We start from the raw sequence: 23917 nt of genomic DNA on the forward strand, positions 1-23917 counted from the left end.
GATGGCCAAGGGCATATGAGGGCATAACGGTTTGAAATCGTCTGGCGGAAAAATCAGGAAGGCCAAGGGCACTGGCCCGAAAGGCGCAGGACCAAAAGCTGCGCCGCACAGGCAGCAGGCAACAAAGCCCCGCCCGCAATTTGCCAAGCCCTCCACCCCGGCGGACAGTGACGCGCGCGTAAAGCCAGCACCGCGTTCCGAACCGCTGCCCAAGCGGGTCCTGACCAGACGGACTGGCGCGCGCCCGGCGGAAAAGACCGGGCTCATCCTCGAAACGCTGCCTTCCGATGACTACGCCCTGCTTGACAGCGGCAATGGCCTGAAACTCGAACAGTACGGCCCCTACCGGATCATCCGCCCGGAAGGCCAGGCTATCTGGCTCCCGGCCTGGAGCAAGGCGGAATGGGACAAGGCGGACGCCATTTTCACCGGCAATACGGACGAAGAAGGTGTCGGCCGCTGGCATTTCCCCAACGTACCGCTCGGCGAGACATGGCCGATGGCCTATGACGGCATTCCCTTCTTCGGCCGTTTCACCTCCTTCCGGCATGTGGGCGTGTTTCCCGAACAGGGAACGCACTGGTCGCATATGGATGCGCTTATTCGCAGCGCGAAGCGCCCGGTGAAGGTGCTCAATCTTTTCGGCTATACCGGCGTCGCCTCCCTCGTTGCCGCCCGCGCTGGCGCCGAGGTGACCCATGTCGATGCCTCGAAAAAGGCCATTGTCTGGGCACGCGAAAACCAGGAAATGGCCGGCCTTTCCGGCAAGCCCATCCGCTGGATTTGCGAGGATGCGATGAAATTCGTCGCCCGCGAAGAGCGGCGCGGCAGCGGTTATGACATCATCCTGCTGGATCCGCCCGCCTATGGCCGCGGCCCGAATGGCGAGGTCTGGCAGCTGTTCGACAATCTGCCCGACATGGTCGATCTGTGCCGGTCGATCCTCACACCCGATCCGCTCGCCGTGGTGCTGACCGCCTACTCCATCCGTGCATCGTTCTTCGCCATTCACGAGCTGATGCGCGACGCCTTTACCGGCCTTGGCGGCGAAGTGCAGTCGGGTGAACTGATCCTGCGCGAACGGTCTTCCGGGCGCGCCCTTTCCACGTCCCTGTTCAGCCGCTGGGGTGCCAAATGACCAGACATGACGACCGCCAGCACGGCAGCTCCATCGCCCGCCCCGGCAAGGTCAAGGAAGTCACCAGCCTGACCAATCCGATCGTCAAGGATCTGCGGTCCCTGGCGCTCAAGAAGTTCCGCGACCAGCAGGGCGTGTTCCTGGCGGAAGGCCTCAAACTCGTCATCGATGCGCTCGATCTCGGCTGGGTTATCAAGACTCTGGTCTATTCCAAGGCCGGCAAGGGCAATTCCCTTGTCGAGCAGGTGGCGGCCCGCACGATTGCCAAGGGCGGCGACGTGCTTGAGGTCAATGAGAAGGTGATTTCCGCCATCACGAGGCGCGACAACCCGCAAATGGTCGTCGGCGTGTTCGAACAGCAGCTGCAGCCCCTGTCGGCCACGCGAGCGCAAGGCAACGACGTTTACGTGGCACTCGACCGGGTGCGCGATCCGGGCAATCTCGGCACCATCATCCGCACGGCCGACGCGGCCGGCGCAAAAGGCATCATCCTGATCGGCGACACGACGGACCCGTTTTCGCTCGAAACCGTGCGCGCCACCATGGGTTCGGTTTTTGCCGTGCCGTTGATACGCACGAGCGAAACGGAATTCCTTTCCTGGCGAAAGGGATTTTCGGGGCTCATCGTCGGCACGCACCTGAAAGGCGCTGTCGACTACCGGACGATCCCCTACGGGGGCAAGCCCGTCATTCTGCTGATGGGCAATGAGCAGCAAGGCCTCCCCGACACGCTGGCATCAACCTGTGATAAGCTGGCCCGCATTCCCCAGGAAGGCCGGGCGGATTCGCTCAATCTCGCCATAGCCACCGGCGTCATGCTGTTTGAGATCCGCCGCGAGGCGTTGACACTCGATGGCGGCAAACAGGACAAATGACCCCTATGAAAAGCAAATCCTTCTTCGGCCTGCTTGCAATCGTGGTGCTTGCCGTGGCGAGCGACCAGATCATCAAATATCTCGTCGAGACCGGCATGGACTATCAGCAGCAGATTGATCTGCTGCCATTTCTGGCGCTGTTCCGCGTTCACAATAATGGCATCGCATTTTCGATGCTCAGCGGTATGCACGACCTCGCCCTGATCGGCCTGACCGTCGTCGTCATCGCTTTTGTCAGCTATCTCTGGTGGAGCACCGTACCGGCACGCTGGATCTCCCGCATCGGCTTTGCGCTGATCATCGGCGGTGCCATCGGCAATCTGATCGATCGCAGCCTGCTTGGCTATGTCGTTGATTATATTCTTTTCCATCTGCCATCATGGTCATTTGCCGTCTTCAATCTGGCGGATGCCTACATTTCCGTCGGCGCAGCGCTGGTGGTGCTCGAAGAAATTTTTGTCTGGCTGCGCGAGCGCAAGACACCGAAGGGGCAAGCTGGGGAAAACTGAGGAAAACCCAGCATCCGCGGCATGTCCCGCGTCATGTGCTCGTCATCCAATTGTTGTATTCAAGCATCTAGTGATTGCCGATCAACCATGATGAGAGCGAATCGTTATGAGCTTCGCCTTGCTTGAACCTGCGTCTATCTTTAAAGATCAGCACACGATGTCGCAGGTTGATTCAACACCCTCGCCGTTTACGGCGCCACACCTTGTCGCGGTGCTTGGACGCATTGGGACGATGGAGGTTTGCCTTGCGCAGACCGAAGCCGAAATCGTCTCTGCCCAGCAGCTGCGTTTCAAGGTATTTTTCGATGAACTCGGCGCCAAGGGCTCGGCTTCCCTGGAACAACGCGACGCAGACCGCTTCGATCCCGTATGCGATCACCTCCTGGTTTATGACACCTCGATCATCGGCCCCAAGCACAAGCAGATCGTCGGCACTTACCGGTTGATGCGTTCGGAAGTTGCACACAAGACTGGCGGCTTTTACTCGGCTAGCGAATATACGATCGACAGTCTGGTGGCAGCCAAGCCGCAGATGCACTTTCTTGAGCTGGGCCGGTCCTGTGTTTTGCCGGAATACCGTTCGAAGCGCACGGTCGAACTGCTCTGGCAGGGCATCTGGAGCTATTGCCGTTATCACTCCATCGATGTGATGTTCGGCTGCGCATCCTTCCAGGGAACGGTGCCAGCAGCGCATGCCCTGCCATTGTCATTCCTGCATCACAATTGCCGCGCAACGCCGGACTGGGACGTCAAGGCCCTGCCCTCGCTGTATCAGCCGATGGATCTTGTTCCCAGCGAAGCGGTCAATCCGAAGGTTGCCCTGTTCGCCATGCCGCCCCTGATCAAGGGCTATCTGCGCCTTGGCGCCATGATTGGCGACGGTGCCGTGGTGGATCATGATTTCGGCACCACCGATGTGCTGATCATTCTGCCGGTCAGCCGTATTTCCACCCGCTACGTCAGCCACTACATCTCGAACGCCAAGCGTTTCGACTGAAATTCTCCTTTCGCCTCATACGGAACGAACATCATCTGTGGAGAAAACCGCCGATGATGCGCCTGCACGGTGTGTAAAATTTCCGATAGCGCATAGATTGGTCTTCTGATCGGAATCGGTCAAAATCAGGAGAACGTCTTGGCCGACATGCCATTCACCGCAGAAACACCATCCTTTGAGCCTGACAGCCCGGCGCGCCCAACGCCGATGATGGAGCAATATATCGAGATCAAGGCGACCAATCCGGACAGCCTGCTGTTTTACCGGATGGGCGATTTCTACGAGCTGTTCTTCGACGATGCGATTGCTGCGTCGCGTGCACTCGGAATCACGCTGACCAAGCGCGGCAAGCATCTGGGCGAAGATATCCCCATGTGCGGCGTGCCGGTGCACGCGGCGGACGATTATCTGCAGAAGCTGATCATGCGCGGCTTCCGGGTGGCGGTCTGCGAACAGGTGGAAGACCCGGCCGAAGCACGCAAGCGCGGGTCGAAATCCGTGGTGAAGCGCGATGTCGTGCGGCTGGTCACCCCCGGCACGCTCACTGAGGAAAAGCTGCTCGACCCCTCCGAAGCGAACTATCTCATGACGCTGGGCCGGGTGAAAGGCGCGGCGCAGGGGCAGTTCGCCCTCGCCTGGATCGATATTTCCACCGGCACCTTCCGGGTCAGCGAAACCGATCCGTCGCGGCTTCTGGCTGATATTCTGCGCGTCGATCCGCGGGAACTGATTGTCGCCGATCCGGTGTTTCATGATCCGGACCTGCGCCCGGTATTTGATGTCATCGGGCGCTCGGTCAGCCCGCAGCCGCCAAGCCTTTTCGACAGCGCCACAGCGGAAAACCGCATACAGCGCTATTTCGACGTGGCCACGCTCGACGGCTTCGGTCACTTTTCGCGCGCCGAACTGTCCGCCATATCAGGCGCTATCGCCTATGTGGAAAAGACCCAGATTTCCGAACGCCCGCCACTGATGCGGCCCGAGCGGGAATCGGAAGGCTCCACGCTTTTCATCGACCCTGCCACCCGCGCCAATCTGGAAATGCTGCGCACCTTGTCGGGCAATCGCGACGGCAGCCTGCTCAAATCCATTGACCGCACGGTTACCGGCGGCGGTGCGCGGCTGCTGGCCGAGCGGCTGACCTCGCCGCTGACAAATCCTGCCGCCATCGCCGAGCGGCTCGATTCTGTCTCCTGCTTTCTCGCGGGCCAATCCCTCGCCGATCTGACCCGCGAAGCGTTGAAGGGCGTGCCGGACATGCCCCGCGCCCTGTCGCGTCTTGCCGTGGGACGCGGCGGCCCGCGTGATCTCGGCGCGCTGGCACGCGGCCTTGAAGCCGCAGCGCAGATCGCTTCATTCCTAGGCAGGGAAGTGCTTCCTGCTGAACTCTCTGCCGTTCGCGATTGTCTTGCCGGCCTGCCGGGCGATTTTGCCAGCCATCTGGACCGCGCACTCGACGATGAACTGCCTCTGCTCAAGCGTGACGGCGGCTTCGTGCGGCCCGGCTATCACGCTGAACTCGATGAGATGCGCGCGTTGCGCGACCACTCCCGCCGCATCATTGCCGGGCTCCAGGCCGATTACATGGACCTGACGGGCATCCGCTCGCTCAAGATCAAGCACAACAATGTGCTGGGCTATTTCATCGAGGTCACGGCGAACAATGCATCCGTGATGACCGGCACGGACGAGGCCAAGGGCAAGTTCATCCATCGTCAGACCATCGCCAATGCGATGCGGTTTACCACGACGGAGCTCGCCGAACTTGAAACCAAGATCGCCAATGCCGCCGAACGGGCGCTGTCGATCGAGCTTGGCATTTTCGACGTGCTGACCGGGGAAACGGTTGCCAATGCCGATGCAATCCGCGCCGGTGCCGCCGCGCTGGCAACCCTCGATGTCTCGGCGGGCCTCGCCGCCCTTGCCGAAGAGCAGGGCTATTGCTGCCCGCTGGTCGACAACAGTCTTGCCTTCGAGATCGTTGCCGGGCGTCACCCCGTTGTCGAACAGTCGCTGCGCCGTCAGGCCGCCAACCCGTTCGTTGCCAATGACTGCAATCTCACGCCCGAGGGTGCAGCCAAGGGGGCCATCTGGCTCCTGACCGGCCCGAACATGGGCGGTAAATCGACATTCCTGCGCCAGAACGCGCTGATTGCCATTCTGGCGCAAATGGGGTCGTTCGTTCCGGCCGGTTCCGCCCATATCGGCATTGTCGACCGCCTGTTCTCGCGTGTCGGCGCATCGGATGATCTGGCGCGCGGCCGTTCGACCTTCATGGTGGAGATGGTGGAAACCGCTGCCATCCTCAATCAGGCCAGCGACCATTCCCTGGTCATTCTCGATGAGATCGGCCGCGGCACGGCCACCTTCGACGGTCTTTCCATCGCCTGGGCAGCGGTGGAATATCTGCACGAAAAGAACCAGTGCCGGGCGATTTTTGCCACGCATTTCCACGAAATGACCTCACTCTCGGAAAAGCTGACGCGCCTGAGCAATGTCACCATGCGGGTCAAGGAATGGGACGGCGACGTCGTCTTCCTGCATGAGGTGGCCAAGGGCGCCGCTGACCGCTCCTACGGCGTGCAGGTGGCCCGGCTGGCCGGATTGCCGGAAGCCGTGGTCAATCGTGCCCGCGACGTTCTGCATCAGCTGGAAGCCGGAGAGACATCGGGGAAGGCCGACAAGCTGATCGATGACCTGCCGCTGTTCTCGGTTGAGGTCAAACACGAGGCGAAAGCGCCTGCCAAGGGCAAGGACAGCGCGCTGCTGGCGGCCCTTTCGACAGTCAATCCCGATGAAATGACGCCGCGCGAAGCGCTTGATGCGCTCTACCGGTTGAAAGGCCTCGCCACAAACCCGACATCCTGAACGTATTGGGGGCACACTTGCCCCTGGCGGACACAGTGTCTTCAAAGGTAAGCATTTCGTTTATGGCAAATACAGGCTATAGCGTGCGGCCATCATTCATAAAGTCGTGTTCATGAGCGCAGACCTGAAACTGGAACAGATCGTCAGTCCGGCCAAACTTCATCGTCAGTTTGAAGACCTGGTCAAGGCGGCAAAGACACAAGGCGCCGCTTCCGTCAATCGCAATGACGTGCTGCAGCTCCTGAAAGAGACGCTTGGTTCGGGTCGCAAGACCGCCGAGGAGATGCTGAAAAAGGACGGCGGCGGCACACGCTGCTCCGTGCGCCTGTCCTATCTCATGGATCAGATCATTTCGGCGCTCTACGATTTTGCGATCACCCATGTCTATCATTCGGTCAATCCATCCACGGCGGAACGGATGACCGTGGTGGCCGTTGGCGGCTACGGCCGCGGTGGACTGGCGCCCGGTTCCGATATCGACCTTTTGTTCCTGCTGCCCTACAAGCAGACCCCGTGGGGTGAGCAGGTGGTCGAGTATATCCTCTACATGCTGTGGGATATGGGCCTGAAGGTCGGGCATGCCACACGCAATGTCGATGAATCCATCCGCCAGTCGCTCGCCGACATGACCATCCGCACCAGCATCCTTGAAGCACGCTATGTCTGCGGCAATGACGAGCTTTTCACCACATTGGTGCGCCGCTTCGATACGGAAGTCGTCAAGGGAACGGGACCGGCCTTCATCGAGGCCAAGCTGACCGAGCGCAACGAACGGCACCGCAAGGCCGGTGCGACCCGCTATCTCGTCGAACCGAACGTCAAGGAAGGCAAGGGCGGCCAGCGTGACCTGCACACGCTTTTCTGGATCGCCAAATATTATTACCACGTCAAGACCAGCGACGAACTGGTCAAGCTCGGGGTGCTGTCGCGCGCCGAGCACAATATTTTCCGCAAGGCCGAAGACCTCTTATGGGCCGTGCGCTGCCATATGCACTTCTACACGGGCAAGGCAGAGGAGCGCTTGTCCTTCGACATCCAGAGCGAGATTGCCCAGCGGCTCGGCTATACGGCACATCCGGGCCAGCGCGATGTCGAGCGCTTCATGAAGCACTATTTCCTCGTCGCCAAGGAAGTGGGCGACCTCACACGCATCATCTGCGCCGCGCTCGAAGAAGAGCAGGCAAAACATGTTCCCGGTTTCAACCGGATTTTCCTCACCTTCTCGCGCCGCAAGCGCAAACTGCCGGGAACGTCGGATTTCGTCGTCGACAACCACCGCATCACCATTGCCAATGACGGTGTTTTCCAGAAAGACCCGGTCAACCTTATCCGCCTGTTTCATCTGGCCGACCTGCATGGCCTTGAGCTTCATCCCGATGCGATGCAGCTGGTGACCCGGTCCCTGTCGCTGATCAAGGCGGATTTGCGCGAAAATCCCGAGGCCAACCGCCTGTTCCTTGAAATCCTGACCTCCGAGCGCAACCCGGAGCTTATCCTGCGGCGCATGAATGAATCCGGTGTTCTCGGCAAGTTCATCCCGGATTTCGGCAAGGTCGTCGCGATGATGCAGTTCAACATGTATCATCACTACACGGTCGACGAGCATCTCTTGCGCTGCATCGCCGTGCTTTCGGAGATTGATCACGGCGACCTCAGCAATGAACATCCGCTGGCCAACCAGATCATGCCGGCGCTGAAAAAGGACCGCAAACTCCTCTATGTCGCCCTGCTGCTGCACGATATCGCCAAGGGCCGGCCGGAAGACCACTCCCTCGCCGGTGCGCGCATCGCCAAACGCATCTGTCCGCGCCTGGGCCTGTCCAAGTCCGACACGGAAACCGTGTCGTGGCTGGTCGAACAGCACCTGACCATGAGCATGGTCGCCCAGTCGCGCGATCTCAACGACCGCAAGACCATTGAGGACTTTGCTGAAATCGTCCAGACGCTTGACCGGATGAAACTGCTCCTGATCCTCACCGTCTGCGATATCAAGGCGGTCGGGCCGGGCGTGTGGAACGGTTGGAAGGGCCAGCTGCTGCGCACCCTGTTCTACGAAACCGAACTGATGCTGACCGGCGGCTTCTCGGAAGTGTCGCGCAAGGAACGCACCGACCACGCCCGTGCACAGTTGGAGCACGCCCTGTCATCCTGGCCGCAGGTCGAGCGCCAGTCCTATCTTGCCCTGCATTATCAGAACTATTTGCTGACGGTCAGTCTTGATGACCAGATTCGCCATGCCACTTTCGTGCGCGAATCCGACAGTTCGGAAAAGACGCTGGCGACCATGGTCAAAACCCATGACTTCGAGGGCGTTACCGAAATCACCGTGCTTTCGCCCGACCATCCGCGCCTTCTGTCGATCATTGCCGGTGCCTGCGCTGCGGCCGGCGCTAATATTGTCGACGCGCAGATTTTCACCACCAGTGATGGCCGTGCGCTCGATACGATCCTGATCAGCCGCGAATTTCCGACCGACGACGACGAGCGCCGCCGCGCCATGCGGGTGGGGCGCCTGATCGAGGATGTGCTGTCCGGCAAATCCTACCTGCCGGAGATGCTGGCGTCGCGCACCAAGCCGAAACGCGCGGTCAAGGCGTTCCGCATCACGCCACGCGTCGAAATCAACAACACGCTGTCGAACAAGTTTACCGTCATCGAGGTCGAAGGGCTGGACCGTCCGGGCCTGCTCTCCGAGATAACAGGCGTCATTTCCGATCTGTCGCTCGACATCGCCTCGGCGCATGTGACGACATTCGGCGAAAAGGTCATCGACGTGTTCTACGTGACCGATCTTGTCGGCCACCAGGTCACCAATGGGGCGCGGCAGAACCGCATCCGCAAGAAGCTGCTCGCCCTGTTCGGCGAAGGCGATATCACCACGGCCCAGCCACAGCGGCATAACATCCTGATGTCGGCAGAATAGGTTCAGCACCCATGTTTATTCGGAATCTGGAACAGATATGAGTCTGGTCAAAAAATTCGCGACGGTGGCCTCCGGCACCCTGATGAGCCGTGTCTTCGGGCTGACGCGTGAAATGCTGATGGCAGCGGCCCTTGGCACCGGCCCCGTCGCCGATGCCTTCAACGCCGCCTTCCGTTTCCCCAACACCTTTCGCCGCCTGTTTGCCGAAGGCGCGTTCAACGCCGCCTTCGTCCCGCTGTTTGCAAAGGAGATCGAAGCCAACGGCATGGAAGGCGCAAAGCGCTTTTCCGAAGAAGTGTTCGGCGTCCTGTTCACCGTCCTGATGGCACTGACCATTCTGATGGAATTGTCGATGCCGCTGATCGTGCGCACGGTGATCGCGCCGGGCTTCCTCGACGACCCGCTGAAGTTCGGCAATACGGTATCGATGGCGATCATCATGTTTCCCTATCTCGCCTGCATGTCGCTGGCAGCCATGATGAGCGGCATGCTGAATTCGCTGCACCGCTATTTTGCAGCCGCCGTCGCGCCGGTTTTCCTCAATGTCATCCTGATCGGCGTGCTTGCCTATGCCTGGTACAAGGGCCATGACGGCATCAAGATCGGTTACGGCCTGTCCTGGGGCGTCATGGCTGCCGGACTGGTGCAGCTGGCAATCGTCTGGTTTGCCGTGCGCAATGCCGGCATTTCCATCGGCTTCCGGCTGCCGCACTTCACGCCGAATGTGCGGCGCCTCTTGGTGCTGGCCCTGCCCGCCGCCATCACCGGCGGCATTACCCAGATCAATCTTCTGGTGAACACCAACATCGCCTCCGGCAAGGAGGGTGCGGTAACCTCGCTCGCCAATGCGGACCGCGTCTATCAGTTGCCCCTCGGCGTGGTGGGCATTGCCGTTGCAACGGTGCTGCTGCCCGAGCTTGCCCGTGCATTGCGCTCCGGCAATCTCAGGGAGGCCGGCAGCCTGCAGAACCGGTCGGTGGAGTTCATCCTGTTTCTGACACTCCCTGCGGCGGCGGCGCTGCTTGTCATGTCCGAACCGATCATCCGCCTGCTGCTCGAGCGCGGCGAGTTCACCGCCGAATCGACGCGGCGCGTGTCCAACATTCTCGCCGTCTATGGCCTTGGCCTGCCTGCCTTCGTGCTGATCAAGGCGTTCATTCCCGGCTTCTTTGCCCGCGAAGACACCAAGACACCGATGATCTACGCGGCGGTTTCCGTGGTGATCAATGTCGGCATGGCACTGACGCTGTTTCCGCTGATGGCCGAAACCGGCATTGCCACGGCTGAGGTGACGGCCGGGTGGGTCAACGCCGTTCTTCTCTTCGCAACACTGGTGTGGCGGGGGCACTGGGGCCGCGATATTCCGCTGCTCACGCGTATTCCGCGCCTGATCTTTTCGGCGGGCGCCATGGCTTTTGCCCTGTATTACGCCATCCATTGGGCAGCACCCTATCTCGCATCGCATACGCCGGTGCATATCCAGGCGCCGGTCGTCTTCGGCCTGATCCTTCTGTCGATGGTCGTCTACTTCGCGTTGGCCTTTGCAACCGGCGGCGCCAGTTTCGGCATGATCCGCCGCAATGTGAAACGCGGTTCCAAGGCGCCGCCACCGCCGCCGGAGGGCCCCGCAGCATGAGCCGCCACATCGGCATGGTCACGCTTGTCGTGCGCGATTACGACGAGGCGATTGCCTGGTACACCGGGGTACTCGGCTTTTCCCTGATCAGCGACACCGCCCTGTCCCCGGCCAAGCGCTGGGTTGTCGTGGCGCCGGAAAAAGACGGGGCAAAAATCCTGCTTGCACGGGCCGATAACCCTGCGCAAACCGCCAGCATCGGCAATCAGACCGGCGGCCGGGTTGCGCTGTTTCTCCATACGGACGATTTCGCCGCAGATCACGCCGCGATGGTCAGGGCCGGCGTGCATTTTCTCGAGGAACCGCGCCATGAGACCTATGGCAGCGTCGCGGTGTTTGAAGATCTTTATGGCAACACCTGGGATCTCTTGCAGCTCAAATAGCCTTCGCCGCCCCGATAGGGCTTGAATAGAGCGCCCTGCTCTGCCAAAACCTCCTCTCCATTGCCACCGGGCCGGAACGGCCTGGTCCCCGAACGATCAAGGACTGTTCATGAGCACGTTTGAGCCGCTCGTCTTTTCCGGTGTCCAGCCAACCGGTAATCTGCATCTCGGTAATTATCTGGGAGCGGTGCGGCGTTGGGTTGCCTTGCAGGAAAACAACAATTGCATTTACTGCGTGGTCGACCAGCATGCCATCACGCAGGCGGTTTCCGTCTGGGGCGGCCCGGCTGAACTGCAGCGCAACACGCGCGAAGTAACCGCCGCGTTCCTTGCCGCCGGCATCGATGCCAGGAAGCATATTGTCTTCAATCAGAGCCGCGTGCGTCAGCATGCCGAGCTTGCCTGGGTGTTCAATTGCGTCGCGCGCATGGGCTGGCTGAACCGCATGACCCAGTTCAAGGACAAGGCAGGCAAGGACCGCGAGAACGCCTCGGTCGGCCTCTTCGCCTACCCCAACCTGATGGCGGCTGATATTCTCGTCTACCGCGCCACCCATGTGCCGGTGGGCGAAGACCAGAAGCAGCATCTGGAGCTGACGCGCGACATCGCCCAGAAGTTCAACACGGACTTCTCCGATCGCATTGCGGAACTCGGCCTTGGCATCGAGACCCAGTCCGGCGATGAAACGATCCGCAGCTTTTTCCCGCTGACCGAGCCGGTCATCGGCGGTCCGGCGGCGCGGGTGATGAGCCTGCGCGACGGCACGAAGAAGATGTCGAAATCCGATCCGTCTGACCTGTCGCGCATCAACCTGACCGACGACGAGGACACGATTTCGAAAAAAATCCGCAAGGCAAAGACGGATTCCGAGCCCTTGCCATCCGATATCGAGGGGCTGAACGACCGCCCGGAAGCCGACAATCTCGTCGGAATCTATGCCGCCCTGACCGATACGGACAAGGCCGGCGTCATCCGCGATTTCGGTGGCCAGCAGTTCTCCGTGTTCAAGCCGGCGCTGGCCGATCTGGCCGTGGCGAAGCTCGCGCCGATTGCCAGCGAGATGCGCCGTCTGTCGGCCGATACCGCCTATATCGATTCCGTCCTCAAGGATGGCGGCGAGCGTGCAGCTATATTGGCGGAGAAGACGATGCGCAATGTGCGTGATATTGTCGGATTCCTTCAGGATTAGGCTCAACAGTCAGGGCAGGTTGAACAGATGGTATCAAGACGTCTCAGCCGCGAAGCAGGACATCGCCGCAAGTTTCTGGCGATCATCGACGAAACGCCGGAATGCGAGCGGGCGGTTGCCTATGCCTCGCGCCGCGCCAAGACCACGAACGGCGTGCTGGTCCTGCTGTTTGTCATCGATTCCGCCGACTTCCAGCAGTTTCTCGGGGTCGAGCAGATCATGCGGGCGGAAGCCGAGGAACGGGCGCATTCGACACTGAGCAAGTTTGCCGCTTCGGTGCGGGAAACCATCAATATCGAATCCGAGCTTGTGGTGCGGGAAGGCATTACCTCCGAACAGATCCAGAAGCTCATCGAGGAAGACCAGGATATCGCCATTCTGGTTCTGGCGGCCGGTTCCGGCAAGGAGGGCCCGGGCCCGCTGGTCCAGACCCTGGCCGGGCGTGAATCCTTCTCCATTCCGGTCACCGTTGTGCCCTACAATCTCTCAAACGAGGATATTGATGCAATCACATGATTGCATCTTGAAACCGTGATACACTCTTGCCTTGAAGAGACTGGCCGAAAGGCCTATATGCCTTTGAACCGTTCTAAACTAGACACGCGAGATATCCGCCATGTTCATTCAGACAGAAGCAACGCCCAACCCGGCGACCTTGAAATTCCTGCCTGGCAAGGTTGTGCTTGAGGAAGGCACGGCGGACTTCCGCGATGCGGCAACCGCTTCGGAAGCGTCGCAGCTTGCCGCCAAGATTTTTGCCGTTCCCGGCGTAACCGGCGTGTTCTTCGGTTATGATTTCGTTACCGTCACCAAGGCCGAAGGCCCGGAATGGCAGCATCTGAAGCCTGCCATCCTCGGCGCGATCATGGAACACTTCATGTCCGGCGCGCCTGTCATGGCAAGCGCGACATCGGTTGCGGCGACAGCCCAGCTCGAAGGCGACGGCGAGTTCTTCGACACGGCGGACACCGAGATCGTCGATACGATCAAGGAACTGCTGGAGACCCGCGTACGCCCTGCCGTGGCGCAGGATGGCGGTGACATCACGTTCCGCGGCTTCGAGAACGGCACGGTTTACCTGCACATGAAGGGCGCCTGCTCCGGCTGCCCGTCGTCAACCGCAACGTTGAAACACGGCATCCAGAACCTCCTGAAGCATTTCGTGCCCGAAGTTCAACAGGTCGAAGCGATCTAACGCGCTTCCCGATATTGATAATGAAAAGGCCGCTTGATGCGGCCTTTTCATTATTCACCTATAGCGGTTGCAATTGTCAGTTGACGGCGCCGGGTCCGGGTATCGCGCCGGGCGGGCATTTGCCGAGGATGATCATCCCAAGCACTTCATCCTCGGTGACATCCCCTACCTTGGCGGTACCAACCACCTGGCCGTTTTTCATGACGGCCACCCGGTCGGCGAGATGAAAGACATCGTGGATGTCATGACTGATCAGGAAGATGCCGATGCCTTCGCTCTTCAGCTGCTTGATCAGCTCGCCCACCTGCGCGGTTTCCTGCGGCCCAAGCGCCGCCGTCGGCTCGTCCATGATCAGGATGCGGGCGTTGAACAGGATCGCCCGGGCGATGGCCACGGACTGGCGCTGCCCGCCGGACAGGGCCTTGACCGGATCCTTGAAGCGCTGGAAGCGTGGATTGAGCCGCCCCATCACTTCGCGCGCGCTGTGCTCCATGGCCACGTCATCGAGCGTGCCCCACGGCGTCATCAGTTCACGCCCGAGATAGAGATTGGCGGCCGTATCGACATTGTCGGCCAGCGCCAGCGTCTGGTAGATCGTCTCGATGCCATAGGCCTTGGCATCGCGCGGATTGCCGATCGAGGCTTCCTCGCCATTGACCTTGATCGTGCCGCTGTCGCGCTTGTAGGCGCCGGACAGGATCTTGATCAGTGTCGATTTGCCGGCGCCGTTGTGGCCGAGCAGGGCCACGACTTCGCCGGGGTAGAGATTGACGGACGCACCGTCGACCGCGCGGATACCGCCGAATGCGATCGAAATATTGTCCATGTCGATGAGGGGTGTCTGTGCAGTGGTCATGATCTTTCCTCCCTCACGCGGTGCGGCGGCGATAGATGGTGTCGAGCCAGACGGCGATCACCAGAACGATACCGACAACGATATTCTGCAGCGGCGTATCGAGGCCGAGAAGCACCATGCCCGAACTCAGTGACTGCATGAGCAGCGCGCCGATCATCGCACCGGCAATGGTGCCGACGCCGCCGGCCAGCGATGTTCCGCCAATCACCGCGGCAGCAATGGTCAGAAGCTCGTCCAGCGTGCCCTGGGCATTGGTTGCCGCGTTGAGGCGGGCGGTGGAGACCGCACCGGCGATGGCGCAGAGAATGCCCATGATGATGAAAATCTTCATGGTAACCCAGCGTGTGTTGATACCGGCGAGATCGGCAGCCTCGGGATTGCCGCCCATGGCGAAGACATAGCGGCCAAAGCGCGTGCGCGTGGTCACGAATGTCATGATGATCCCGGTTGCCACGGCAATCAGCACCGGAATGGCAATGCCATGCGAGATGAACAGGCCGCCGTCGGGAATGGTGATGTTGTTGGCCTCGGCATATTTACGCACGATGCCGATGGGCCAGTAATAGGCATTGGCAATCGCGACAGCCCCAAGCACCAGACCGCAGCTGATGGCGGCCATGAACACTTCGGCCCAGACAGGACGGCGCGGAAAATTGAACCGCTGGCGCTGGCGGCGGCTGTTGGCCACCATGATGACGATGGCAATGCAGGCGAGAATACCGAGAATCCAGCTCCACATGGAGCCGATGGATCCTTCCGGGCCGCCGCCCATCAGGCGGAAGGTCGAGTCCATCGGGGCAACCGTGCGGCCCGATGTGACCCACCAGGCGGCGCCGCGCCAGACGAGCAGACCGCCAAGGGTCACGATAAAGGCGGGAACCCCGAGGAAGGCAATGATAAAACCCTGAAAGCCGCCGATGACGGCACCGGCGACAATGCCGATGCCCAGCGCGATGATCCAGGTGGCGGGATGTTCGAAACCGATGAGTTTCGGCAGCATTTCCGTCTGCATGACACCCATGATCATGCCGATGAAACCGAGCAGCGAGCCGACCGACAGGTCGATGTTGCGCGTCACGATGATCAGCACCATCCCGGTCGCCATGACGGCAACGGATGAGGTCTGGACGGAAAGATTCCACAGGTTGCGCGGTGTGAGGAACTGACCGCCGGAGAGAATCTGGAAAGCGATCCAGATGACAACCAGCGCACCGATCATGCCCAGAAGCCGGGTATCAAGTTCGGTGGCTCTGAAGAAGCGGGCAACAAAGCCAAGTTCGGAGGCGCGGGCCCGGTCAAGACTGACTGCCGGATCACTCATTTATCTCTCCCCAGTTTCAGGTTCTTTTTAAAACGCCGCCGATCCAGTGGACCAGCGGCGCTCAAGTTTAGCAGATTATTCAGGACTTACTTGCAGGCCGCGACCGAACCGGCCTTGACGCCCTGGCAGACAACATCCTTCTTCACCCAACCCGCGTCGATGATGACGTTGAGGTTGTCCTTGGTGATCGGAACCGGCGTCAGGAACACGGCATTGACCTCGACCTTGTTGGCACCGCCAGCAAATTTCTGGACCTTGGGAATGTCGGTCATCTTCTTGCCGTCGGCGAGAGCAGCGGCAATACCGGCGGCTTCCTTGCCCAGCTCACGCGAGTCTTTCCAGACCGAAACGGTCTGGGTACCGAGCGCGATGCGGTTCAGCGCCGCAAAGTCCGCATCCTGGCCGGAAACGGGAACCGTACCGGCAAGCCCCTGGGCCTGCAGGGCAGCGATGGCGCCACCGGCCGTGCCGTCATTGGCGGCAACGACAGCGTCTATCTTGTTGTCGTTCTTGGTCAGGAACTGTTCCATGTTCTTCTGCGCATTGGCTGGCAGCCAGCCGTCCGTATAGGCTTCGCCGACATTCTTGATCTTGCCGGACGCAATGGCGTCCTTCAGAACTTCCTGCGCGCCGGAGAAGAGGAAATCGGCGTTCGGATCAGCCGAGCTGCCCTTGATGAAGGCGTAGTTGCCTTCCGGCTTCACGGCGAGGACACCGCGCGCCTGCATGCGGCCAACTTCCTTGTTGTCGAAGGTGATGTAGAACGCATCCTTGTTTTCGATGAGGCGGTCATAGCCGACGACCGGAATACCTTCAGCCACGGCCTTTTCAACGGCAGGTCCGATTGCGCTCGAATCCTGGGCAAGGATGATCAGGGCATTGGCGCCCTGCGAGATCAGGCTTTCAACGTCGGTGAGCTGCTTGGAAGCGGAAGACTGCGCATCGGCGGAAATATACTTGTCGCCATTGGCTTCAAGCGCCTTCTTGATGGCGGCTTCATCGGTCTTCCAGCGCTCTTCCTGAAAGTTGGACCAGGATACGCCAATGATCTTGTCTTTCGCCAGCGCCGGGCCAGCCAAAGAAACGGCAAGGGCAACACCCGCCAAAGCGGTTGCGTATTTTTTCATGATAATCCTCCCAGTGCACATGGCACGTTGATCCCGTCAGATGTCTGGCCTTTCACCTCCAGCCAGGCACCCAAACCTCTTTATTTCGAGGCTCGAAAAAAATAGTGACTTAATTTGATTTCCATGTCAACATAGAATCTGATCTGCTAAGTTATTGCGATGCAACAATATTTTTGCATCGCATCAAAAAAGACTTCGGGAGGAGATCGATTGTTGGTTGACGAGATAGCCCGTCCGGACGACGTCCGGCGCCAGAATCGCAGGCTGGTTTTGGCCGCATTGCGCGGCCATGATCTTCTCTCGCGCACCGATATCGTGGCGCAAACCGGCCTCAGCGCATCGACGGTTTCGGCCATCACCACGGCACTCATCGCCGAAGGTATTGTCAATGAAAGCCGCGACGGCGATGTTACCGCCAATCGCCGAGGCCGTCCGCAGGTGGCGCTGACGCTCAACCCGGAAATTGCGACAATCGCCACGGTTGAACTGGCACTCAACCTCGCCCACACGGTGCTGTTCGACTACAAGGGACAGGTGATCGCGCAGGAAATCCGCCGCATCCCGACGCTCGATGCAACCGCCGGCGACTTGACCCGGGCGATCTGCGAAATGCTTGACGGCCTGCTCGCCGGCATGCCGGGCAGCGCGGGCCGGCTCATGCACATCTCCATGGGCGTCCAGGGTGTCACCGATGCCGCCAGCGCGACCATGCTCTGGTCGCCGATCACACCCGACATCAACGTGGCATTCGGCGACATCCTCTGCGCCCGCTATGGCGTCAGCGTTGCCGTTGCCAATGATTGCAGCATGATCGCCGAGGCGCTGCGCTGGACCGATCCGGAACACTACACCGAAGACTTTGCCGCCATTCTCCTGTCGCACGGCATCGGCATGGGCCTTTATCTCAAGGGTAAGCCGTTTCTCGGCGTCCAGTCTTCCGGTGCCGAATTCGGCCATATGCTGCATGTTCCCAATGGCGCGCTGTGCCGCTGCGGCCGCCACGGCTGCATCGAGGCCTATGCCAGCGACTATGCCATCCTGCGCCGCACAGCCGGCGAGGATGAACAGGCCCAGCCGGCCCAGGATGTCGACGCCGCGTCGTTCAACGCCGTTGCCGACCGTGCCCGCAGCCGCGACGGCGCGGAGCGGGCGGCATTCCGCAAGGCAGGGCAGGCCATCGGTTCCGGTCTGCGCAGCCTTTTCTCGCTGATCGACCCCGTGCCCATCGCGCTTGTCGGGCCCGGTGCCGGTGTCTTCGACCTCATCGAGCCGGATTTGCGGGAAATCGTATCGGGCACGACCGGCTGGGGCGGCAAGCCCGACCTGACCATCCGCTGCTATCCCGACGAGCATCCGCTCATCCTGCAGGGCTGCATGATGACTTCCCTGCTGCACCTCGATACCCAGCTTTTCGCCCCCGGCGATCTGCGGGAAGCACCGCTGCGGCGTGCGATCTAGCCTCCATATTTCAAAGGATATTCCATGTATCTCGGTCTCGATCTAGGCACATCCGGCGTCAAGGCGCTGTTGATTGACGACAAGCAATCCGTCATCGGTTCCGGCACGGGATCGCTGGACGTCTCGCGGCCGCATTCCGGCTGGTCGGAACAGGACCCGGCGCACTGGATCGGCGCAACGGAAGATGCCATTGCCGCACTGAAGGCCAGTCATCCCAAAGAATTGGCTGCTGTGAAAGGCATCGGTCTTTCCGGCCAGATGCATGGCGCAACGCTGCTTGACGGCAATGACGGCGTGCTGCGGCCCTGCATGTTGTGGAACGACACGCGCAGCCATGCGGAAGCAGCCGAACTCGACGGCAACCCGATCTTTCGCGCGCTCAGCGGCAACATTGTTTTTCCCGGCTTTACCGCCCCGAAAGTGATGTGGGTGAAGAACAACGAACCGGAGATTTTCGCAAAACTCCGGCGGGTGTTGCTGCCGAAGGATTATCTGCGGCTCTGGCTGACCGGCGAGCACGTCTCCGAAATGTCCGATGCGGCGGGAACCTCCTGGCTGGATGTCGGCAAACGCGCCTGGTCGGACGAGCTGCTCGGCGCATCCGGACTGGACAGAAGCCACATGCCGTCCCTCGTCGAGGGAACCGCTGTTTCCGGCACGCTGAAAGCCGGTCTGGCCGCGCGCTGGGGCATGGGCAACGGGGTGGTTGTTGCCGGGGGCGCCGGGGACAATGCCGCTTCCGCCTGCGGCATGGGCACCGTGGCGGAAGGCCATGCCTTCGTCTCGCTCGGCACATCCGGCGTGCTGTTTGCTGCCAACAATGCGTATCTGCCCAACCCGGCCAGTGCCGTTCACACGTTCTGCCATGCCCTCCCCGATACATGGCACCAGATGGGCGTGATCCTCTCCGCCACCGATGCACTCAACTGGTATGCGGGCATCACCGCGCGCAAGCCGGCGGAACTGACCGGCGAGCTGGGCGATACGCTGCGGGCCCCTTCCGGCGTCACCTTCCTGCCTTACCTCTCCGGCGAACGCACCCCGCACAACGATTCCGCCATCCGCGGCTCGTTCCAGGGACTGGAGCATGCGAGCGACAGGGCAAGCCTGACCCAGGCCGTCCTCGAAGGCGTCGCCTTTGCCTTCCGCGACTGCCTGCATGCACTGGCCAGCGCCGGCACCAGGCTTGACCGGGTGACTGCCGTCGGCGGCGGTTCGCGCTCCATCTACTGGCTGAAAACCATCGCCACGGCTCTCGGCATCCCCGTCGACATTCCTGCCGATGGGGATTTCGGCGCAGCCTTCGGTGCCGCGAGGCTGGGATTGATCGCGGCGGAAAACGCCGATCCGCGCGCCATCTGCACGCAGCCCGCAACGGAAAAGACCATCGAGCCCGACAAGGGACTCACTGCCGATTTTGACGCCGCCTACCGGCGCTACCACAACCTCTATCCAGCATTAAAGGGAGTTCAATCATGAGCAGCGGATTTTTTGGTGACATCAAACCAGTCAAATATGAGGGGCCGGACAGCACCAATCCGCTTGCCTATCGCTTTTACAATCCCGAAGAGCTGATCAACGGCAAGCGCATGGAAGACCACCTGCGCTTTGCCGTGGCCTACTGGCATTCCTTCACCTGGCCGGGTGGCGATCCCTTCGGCGGCCAGACCTTCGAACGCCCGTGGTTCAATGACTCGATGCAGGGCGCGAAGCTGAAAGCCGACGTGGCTTTCGAGATGTTCTCGCTGCTGGGCGCGCCCTATTTCTGCTTCCACGATGCGGATGTTCGCCCGGAGGGCGAGACTCTTGCCGAAAGCAACAAGCGCCTTTACGAGATTGCGGACTATTTCGCGGGCAAGATGGAAAAGACCGGAACAAAACTGCTCTGGGGCACCGCCAATCTGTTCTCAAACCGGCGTTACATGGCCGGAGCTGCCACCAATCCCGATCCCGATGTCTTCGCCTATGCGGCAGCGACAGTCAAAACCTGTATCGATGTCACGCAGAAGCTGAAGGGCGAAAACTATGTGCTCTGGGGCGGCCGCGAAGGCTACGAAACCCTGCTCAACACCGACATGAAGCGCGAGCTCGACCAGATGGGCCGTTTCCTCAGCCTCGTCGTCGACTACAAGCACAAGATCGGCTTCAAGGGCGCTATCCTCATCGAGCCGAAGCCGCAGGAGCCGACCAAGCACCAGTATGACTACGATGCGGCGACGGTCTATGGCTTCCTCAAGCGTTTTGGCCTGGAGAACGAGGTCAAGGTCAATCTCGAGCAGGGCCACGCCATTCTTGCCGGTCACTCCTTCGAACATGAGCTGGCAACCGCTGCGGCACTCGGGATTTTCGGTTCCATCGACATGAACCGCAACGACTACCAGTCCGGCTGGGATACGGATCAGTTCCCCAACAACGTGCCCGAGGTGGCGCTGGCCTACTACGAAATCCTCAAGGCAGGCGGCTTCACCACGGGCGGCACCAATTTCGACTCGAAACTGCGCCGCCAGTCACTCGATCCGCAGGACCTGCTGATCGCTCACATCGGCGGCATGGATACATGTGCCCGCGGCCTCAAGGCAGCGGCGAAGATGGTCGAGGACAAGGCCCTCACCGGCTTTGTCGACGAGCGCTATGCGGGCTGGGCTAAGCCGGACGCGCAAGCCATGCTATCGGGCAAACTGTCGCTCGAAGACATTGCCAAACATGTCGAGGACAAGAAGATCCAGCCGCAGCCGCGCTCCGGTCGCCAGGAATATCTGGAGAACGTGGTCAACCGCTACGTTTAGAGGAGAGTTTTTACCCCCCTCTGGGCTACCGCCCATCTCCCCCACAAGGGGGGAGATCAGCCTGCATTAAGATTTCGACCAGTTCTGAGACATCGCAAAGTAAGCAAAAATGTCGATGTCGATGTGATCTCCCCCCTTGTGGGGGAGATGTCCGGTAGGACAGAGGGGGGTGTTCAAAGCCCCCCTCAAACATCAGACGTGCTGGCCGCCATTGATGTGGATTTCCGAGCCCGTCACATAGGACGATGCCTCGGAGCACAGGAAATATATCGTCTCGGCAACCTCAGCGGTTTTGCCGAGACGGCGCAGCGGCAGCTGTTCCACCAGCTTGTCGGTGCCCGGCGACAGGATCGCCGTATCGATCTCTCCGGGCGCGATCGCGTTGACGCGAATACCGTGCGGGCCGAAATCCGAGGCCATTTCCCGGGTCAGGGATGCCAATGCGGCCTTTGACGTTGCATAGGCCGTTCCGGCAAAGGGATGCACGCGGCTTCCGGCGATGGAGGTGACGTTGACAATCGAGCCCTTGCCCGCTTCCAGCTCCTTGAACAGGCCGCGCGCCAGCATGATGGGCGCGAAGAAATTCACCTGAAACACGGTCGACCATGTGTGCATGGGTGTCTCGATCGAATCCAGCCGGTCACCGCCCGGATTCTTGGGCGAGATACCGGCATTGTTGATCAGGGCATGCAGCCTGCCGCCTTCGATCTCCAGCCTCTGGCGAATTTCCAGGACGGCATGGTCGACATCGGCGGGATCGGCGAGATCCACCTTGATATGATCGTCGGGACCGGCCGGCCAGGGACAATCATCGGAAAAATCCTGGCGCGAACAGGTGATGACGCGCCAGCCAGCGCGGGAAAACCGCTTGACCGTGGCGTGGCCGATGCCACGGCTTGCGCCAGTCAAGACAAGGACTTTGCGTGCTTCATCGCTGCTCATGGGAAAACTCCGTTTGCAAGTGGAACGAATTTGACATTCGCATCCCATTTGACATGACGCGCAGCATGCGAATGTCAAATTCAAAGTTCCACTAGAATCTTATAGTTGCTAGTGGTCCTTTGATTCTGACATTTGCCTGAATGGCCTGTATCAACGGGGTGCAAATGTCAGAATCGGACCACTAGAGCCATAGAGCAAGCGCCGCCCAAAGGGAACTGTTCACGCCGGTATTTTGACGTGTGCCGCAAACGGACATTCCGGACTTCAGGAAAAACCCGACGTCTTCAAAAACTCGGCCAGGCGCTCGCTCTGCGGCTTGTGGAACATGTCGCGCGGATTGCCTTCCTCGCCGATAAGCCCCTGGTTCATGAAAATCACCCGGTTGGAGACCTCGTAGGCAAAGCGCATCTCATGGGTGACAAGCAGCATGCTCATGCCGTCCTGCGCCAATGTCTTGATCACCTGCAGCACCTCGTTCACCAGTTCCGGATCGAGCGCCGAGGTGACTTCGTCGAACAGCATCAACCGGGGATTCATGGCAATGGCACGGGCAATGGCGACACGCTGCTGCTGGCCGCCGGACAATTGCCCCGGGAAATGATCGGCACGGGCGAGCAGGCCGACACGATCCAGCCATTTCAGCGCAATGGTGCGCGCCTCGTCCCTGTCCAGCTTCTTCACCTTGACCAGGCCAAGCATGACATTGTGAACGGCACTCATATGCGGGAACAGGTTGAATTGCTGGAAAGCCATGCCGGTCAGGGCGCGCTGGCGGGCGATTTCCTTCTCCTTCTTGCGCCGGCGCTGACCGCCGGCCATCTCATAACCGATCTCCTGACCGTCTATGCTGATCGACCCGCCCTGGAACTCTTCCAGCATGTTGATGCAGCGCAGCATGGTGGTCTTGCCGGAGCCGCTCGACCCGATGATGCTGACCACGTCGCCCTGCTTCATGCTGCAGTCGACGCCTTTGAGGACTTCCACCTCGCCATAGCTTTTGTGCAGGTTGCGGATTTCAAGAAGATTGTCTGGCATCCCGGAATCTCCTTAGGATGGAACCGCCATCTTGCGTTCGACATAGCGGCCGAAACGCTCGATGGCGTAATTGATGACGAAATACAGGAAGCCGGCGAAGAAATAGAATTCGAGGCTCATGAAGGTTCTGGAAATCAGTTCCTGCGTGCGCAGCAGCAGTTCGGCCACGCCGATGATGGACAAAAGGGTCGAGGCCTTGACCATTTCGGCTGAGGTGTTGACCCAGGCCGGCAGCACCTGGCGCAGCGCCTGCGGACCGAGCACATAGGCGAAGGTCTGCGGAAAGGTCAGGCCGATGGCCTTGGCGGCTTCCGTTTGCCCCTTCGGAATGGATTGCAATGCGCCCCGGACAATTTCCCCCACATGCGAACTGCAGAACACGGCGAGCGCCAGAATGCCCGCCTGGAACGGCCCGAGGTCGAGGCCGATGGTGCCGAGCACGTAATAGCTGGCGAGAACCAGAACCAGAACCGGCGTGCCGCGGATGAAATCCGTATAACCGCGCACGATCCAGCGCAGCGGTGCCCTGGCATAGGTCAGGGCCAGACCGACGCCGACCCCGAGCAGCGTGCCGCAGCAGATCGCCAGCAGCGAAATCGACAGGGTGACGCCGATACCTTTGAGGATCGGCCAGCGCGCCAGCCAGAGTACATCGGCAAAATGAACAATATCCATCACA

General features: G+C 60.4%; 20 protein-coding genes. 14 read left to right on the top strand and 6 right to left on the bottom strand.

What is annotated here, in order from left to right; genetic code table 11:
* The first annotated feature begins 31 nt into the window (after positions 1-31).
* From C5750_RS25325 to C5750_RS25375, 11 genes are all read left to right on the top strand, one after another.
* Positions 32-1138: a class I SAM-dependent rRNA methyltransferase gene (locus tag C5750_RS25325; RefSeq protein WP_425350519.1), complete on the top strand. Its 1107-nt coding sequence runs from the start codon at positions 32-34 to the stop codon at positions 1136-1138.
* Positions 1135-2013 carry a TrmH family RNA methyltransferase gene (locus C5750_RS25330; RefSeq protein WP_105738049.1) on the top strand — a complete coding sequence of 293 codons (879 nt, stop codon included), beginning with the start codon at positions 1135-1137 and terminating at the stop codon, positions 2011-2013. Before C5750_RS25325 ends, C5750_RS25330 begins: the two co-directional genes overlap by 4 nt.
* Before the next feature lie 5 nt (positions 2014-2018).
* The gene (lspA, locus tag C5750_RS25335) at positions 2019-2522 is read left to right on the top strand and encodes a signal peptidase II (RefSeq protein ID WP_105738051.1); all 504 of its coding nucleotides are present in this window, start codon (positions 2019-2021) and stop codon (positions 2520-2522) included.
* 157 nt (positions 2523-2679) lie between these two features.
* Complete coding sequence (gene olsB, locus C5750_RS25340) at positions 2680-3519, top strand: l-ornithine N(alpha)-acyltransferase (protein ID WP_105738146.1); 840 nt, start codon at positions 2680-2682, stop codon at positions 3517-3519.
* Between the two features lie 147 nt (positions 3520-3666).
* Positions 3667-6387, top strand: coding sequence for a DNA mismatch repair protein MutS (gene mutS / locus C5750_RS25345; RefSeq protein WP_105738148.1), 2721 nt, complete (start codon positions 3667-3669; stop codon positions 6385-6387).
* A 112-nt stretch (positions 6388-6499) separates the two neighbouring features.
* On the top strand, positions 6500-9310 hold the full coding sequence (locus C5750_RS25350) for a [protein-PII] uridylyltransferase (RefSeq protein ID WP_105738052.1): 2811 nt from the start codon (positions 6500-6502) through the stop codon (positions 9308-9310).
* A gap of 82 nt (positions 9311-9392) precedes the next feature.
* Complete coding sequence (gene murJ / locus C5750_RS25355; protein WP_425350522.1) at positions 9393-10946, top strand: murein biosynthesis integral membrane protein MurJ; 1554 nt, start codon at positions 9393-9395, stop codon at positions 10944-10946.
* A complete protein-coding gene (locus C5750_RS25360) occupies positions 10943-11329 on the top strand; it encodes a VOC family protein (protein WP_105738056.1) in 387 nt (128 codons plus the stop codon). The genes murJ and C5750_RS25360 overlap by 4 nt, the downstream gene beginning before the upstream one ends.
* A gap of 109 nt (positions 11330-11438) precedes the next feature.
* The gene (trpS, locus tag C5750_RS25365; RefSeq protein WP_105738058.1) at positions 11439-12518 is read left to right on the top strand and encodes a tryptophan--tRNA ligase; all 1080 of its coding nucleotides are present in this window, start codon (positions 11439-11441) and stop codon (positions 12516-12518) included.
* Between the two features lie 27 nt (positions 12519-12545).
* Positions 12546-13034, top strand: a complete 489-nt coding sequence (locus C5750_RS25370; protein WP_105738060.1) for a universal stress protein — start codon at positions 12546-12548, stop codon at positions 13032-13034.
* 100 nt (positions 13035-13134) lie between these two features.
* Positions 13135-13713, top strand: a complete 579-nt coding sequence (locus tag C5750_RS25375) for a NifU family protein (RefSeq protein ID WP_105738062.1) — start codon at positions 13135-13137, stop codon at positions 13711-13713.
* Between the two features lie 76 nt (positions 13714-13789).
* Here the strand turns inward: C5750_RS25375 and C5750_RS25380 are convergent, their stop codons facing one another.
* From C5750_RS25380 to xylF, 3 genes are all read right to left on the bottom strand, one after another.
* Positions 13790-14569, bottom strand: coding sequence for an ATP-binding cassette domain-containing protein (locus tag C5750_RS25380; protein WP_105738064.1), 780 nt, complete (start codon positions 14567-14569; stop codon positions 13790-13792).
* 13 nt (positions 14570-14582) lie between these two features.
* Positions 14583-15890, bottom strand: coding sequence for a sugar ABC transporter permease (locus C5750_RS25385; protein WP_105738066.1), 1308 nt, complete (start codon positions 15888-15890; stop codon positions 14583-14585).
* An 86-nt stretch (positions 15891-15976) separates the two neighbouring features.
* Positions 15977-17017: a D-xylose ABC transporter substrate-binding protein gene (xylF, locus tag C5750_RS25390; protein WP_105738068.1), complete on the bottom strand. Its 1041-nt coding sequence runs from the start codon at positions 17015-17017 to the stop codon at positions 15977-15979.
* A gap of 213 nt (positions 17018-17230) precedes the next feature.
* Between xylF and C5750_RS25395 the strand changes: the two genes are divergently transcribed.
* From C5750_RS25395 to xylA, 3 genes are read left to right on the top strand one after another with little or no spacing between them, the layout of a single operon-like run.
* On the top strand, positions 17231-18475 hold the full coding sequence (locus C5750_RS25395) for an ROK family transcriptional regulator (RefSeq protein WP_105738150.1): 1245 nt from the start codon (positions 17231-17233) through the stop codon (positions 18473-18475).
* A 24-nt stretch (positions 18476-18499) separates the two neighbouring features.
* Positions 18500-19954, top strand: coding sequence for a xylulokinase (gene xylB, locus C5750_RS25400; RefSeq protein ID WP_105738070.1), 1455 nt, complete (start codon positions 18500-18502; stop codon positions 19952-19954).
* Positions 19951-21261 (top strand): xylose isomerase, encoded by a 1311-nt coding sequence (gene xylA, locus C5750_RS25405; protein ID WP_105738072.1) that lies wholly within the window; start codon positions 19951-19953, stop codon positions 21259-21261. The genes xylB and xylA overlap by 4 nt, the downstream gene beginning before the upstream one ends.
* Before the next feature lie 192 nt (positions 21262-21453).
* On the opposite strand, the gene C5750_RS25415 is transcribed toward xylA, so the two are convergent.
* From C5750_RS25415 to C5750_RS25425, 3 genes are all read right to left on the bottom strand, one after another.
* Complete coding sequence (locus tag C5750_RS25415) at positions 21454-22203, bottom strand: SDR family NAD(P)-dependent oxidoreductase (protein WP_105738074.1); 750 nt, start codon at positions 22201-22203, stop codon at positions 21454-21456.
* A 264-nt stretch (positions 22204-22467) separates the two neighbouring features.
* A complete protein-coding gene (locus C5750_RS25420) occupies positions 22468-23238 on the bottom strand; it encodes an amino acid ABC transporter ATP-binding protein (protein WP_105738076.1) in 771 nt (256 codons plus the stop codon).
* Between the two features lie 12 nt (positions 23239-23250).
* The gene (locus tag C5750_RS25425) at positions 23251-23913 is read right to left on the bottom strand and encodes an amino acid ABC transporter permease (RefSeq protein WP_105738078.1); all 663 of its coding nucleotides are present in this window, start codon (positions 23911-23913) and stop codon (positions 23251-23253) included.
* Positions 23914-23917: the final 4 nt, after the last annotated feature.

Source organism: Phyllobacterium myrsinacearum (assembly GCF_002980555.1).
Classification (GTDB): domain Bacteria; phylum Pseudomonadota; class Alphaproteobacteria; order Rhizobiales; family Rhizobiaceae; genus Phyllobacterium; species Phyllobacterium myrsinacearum.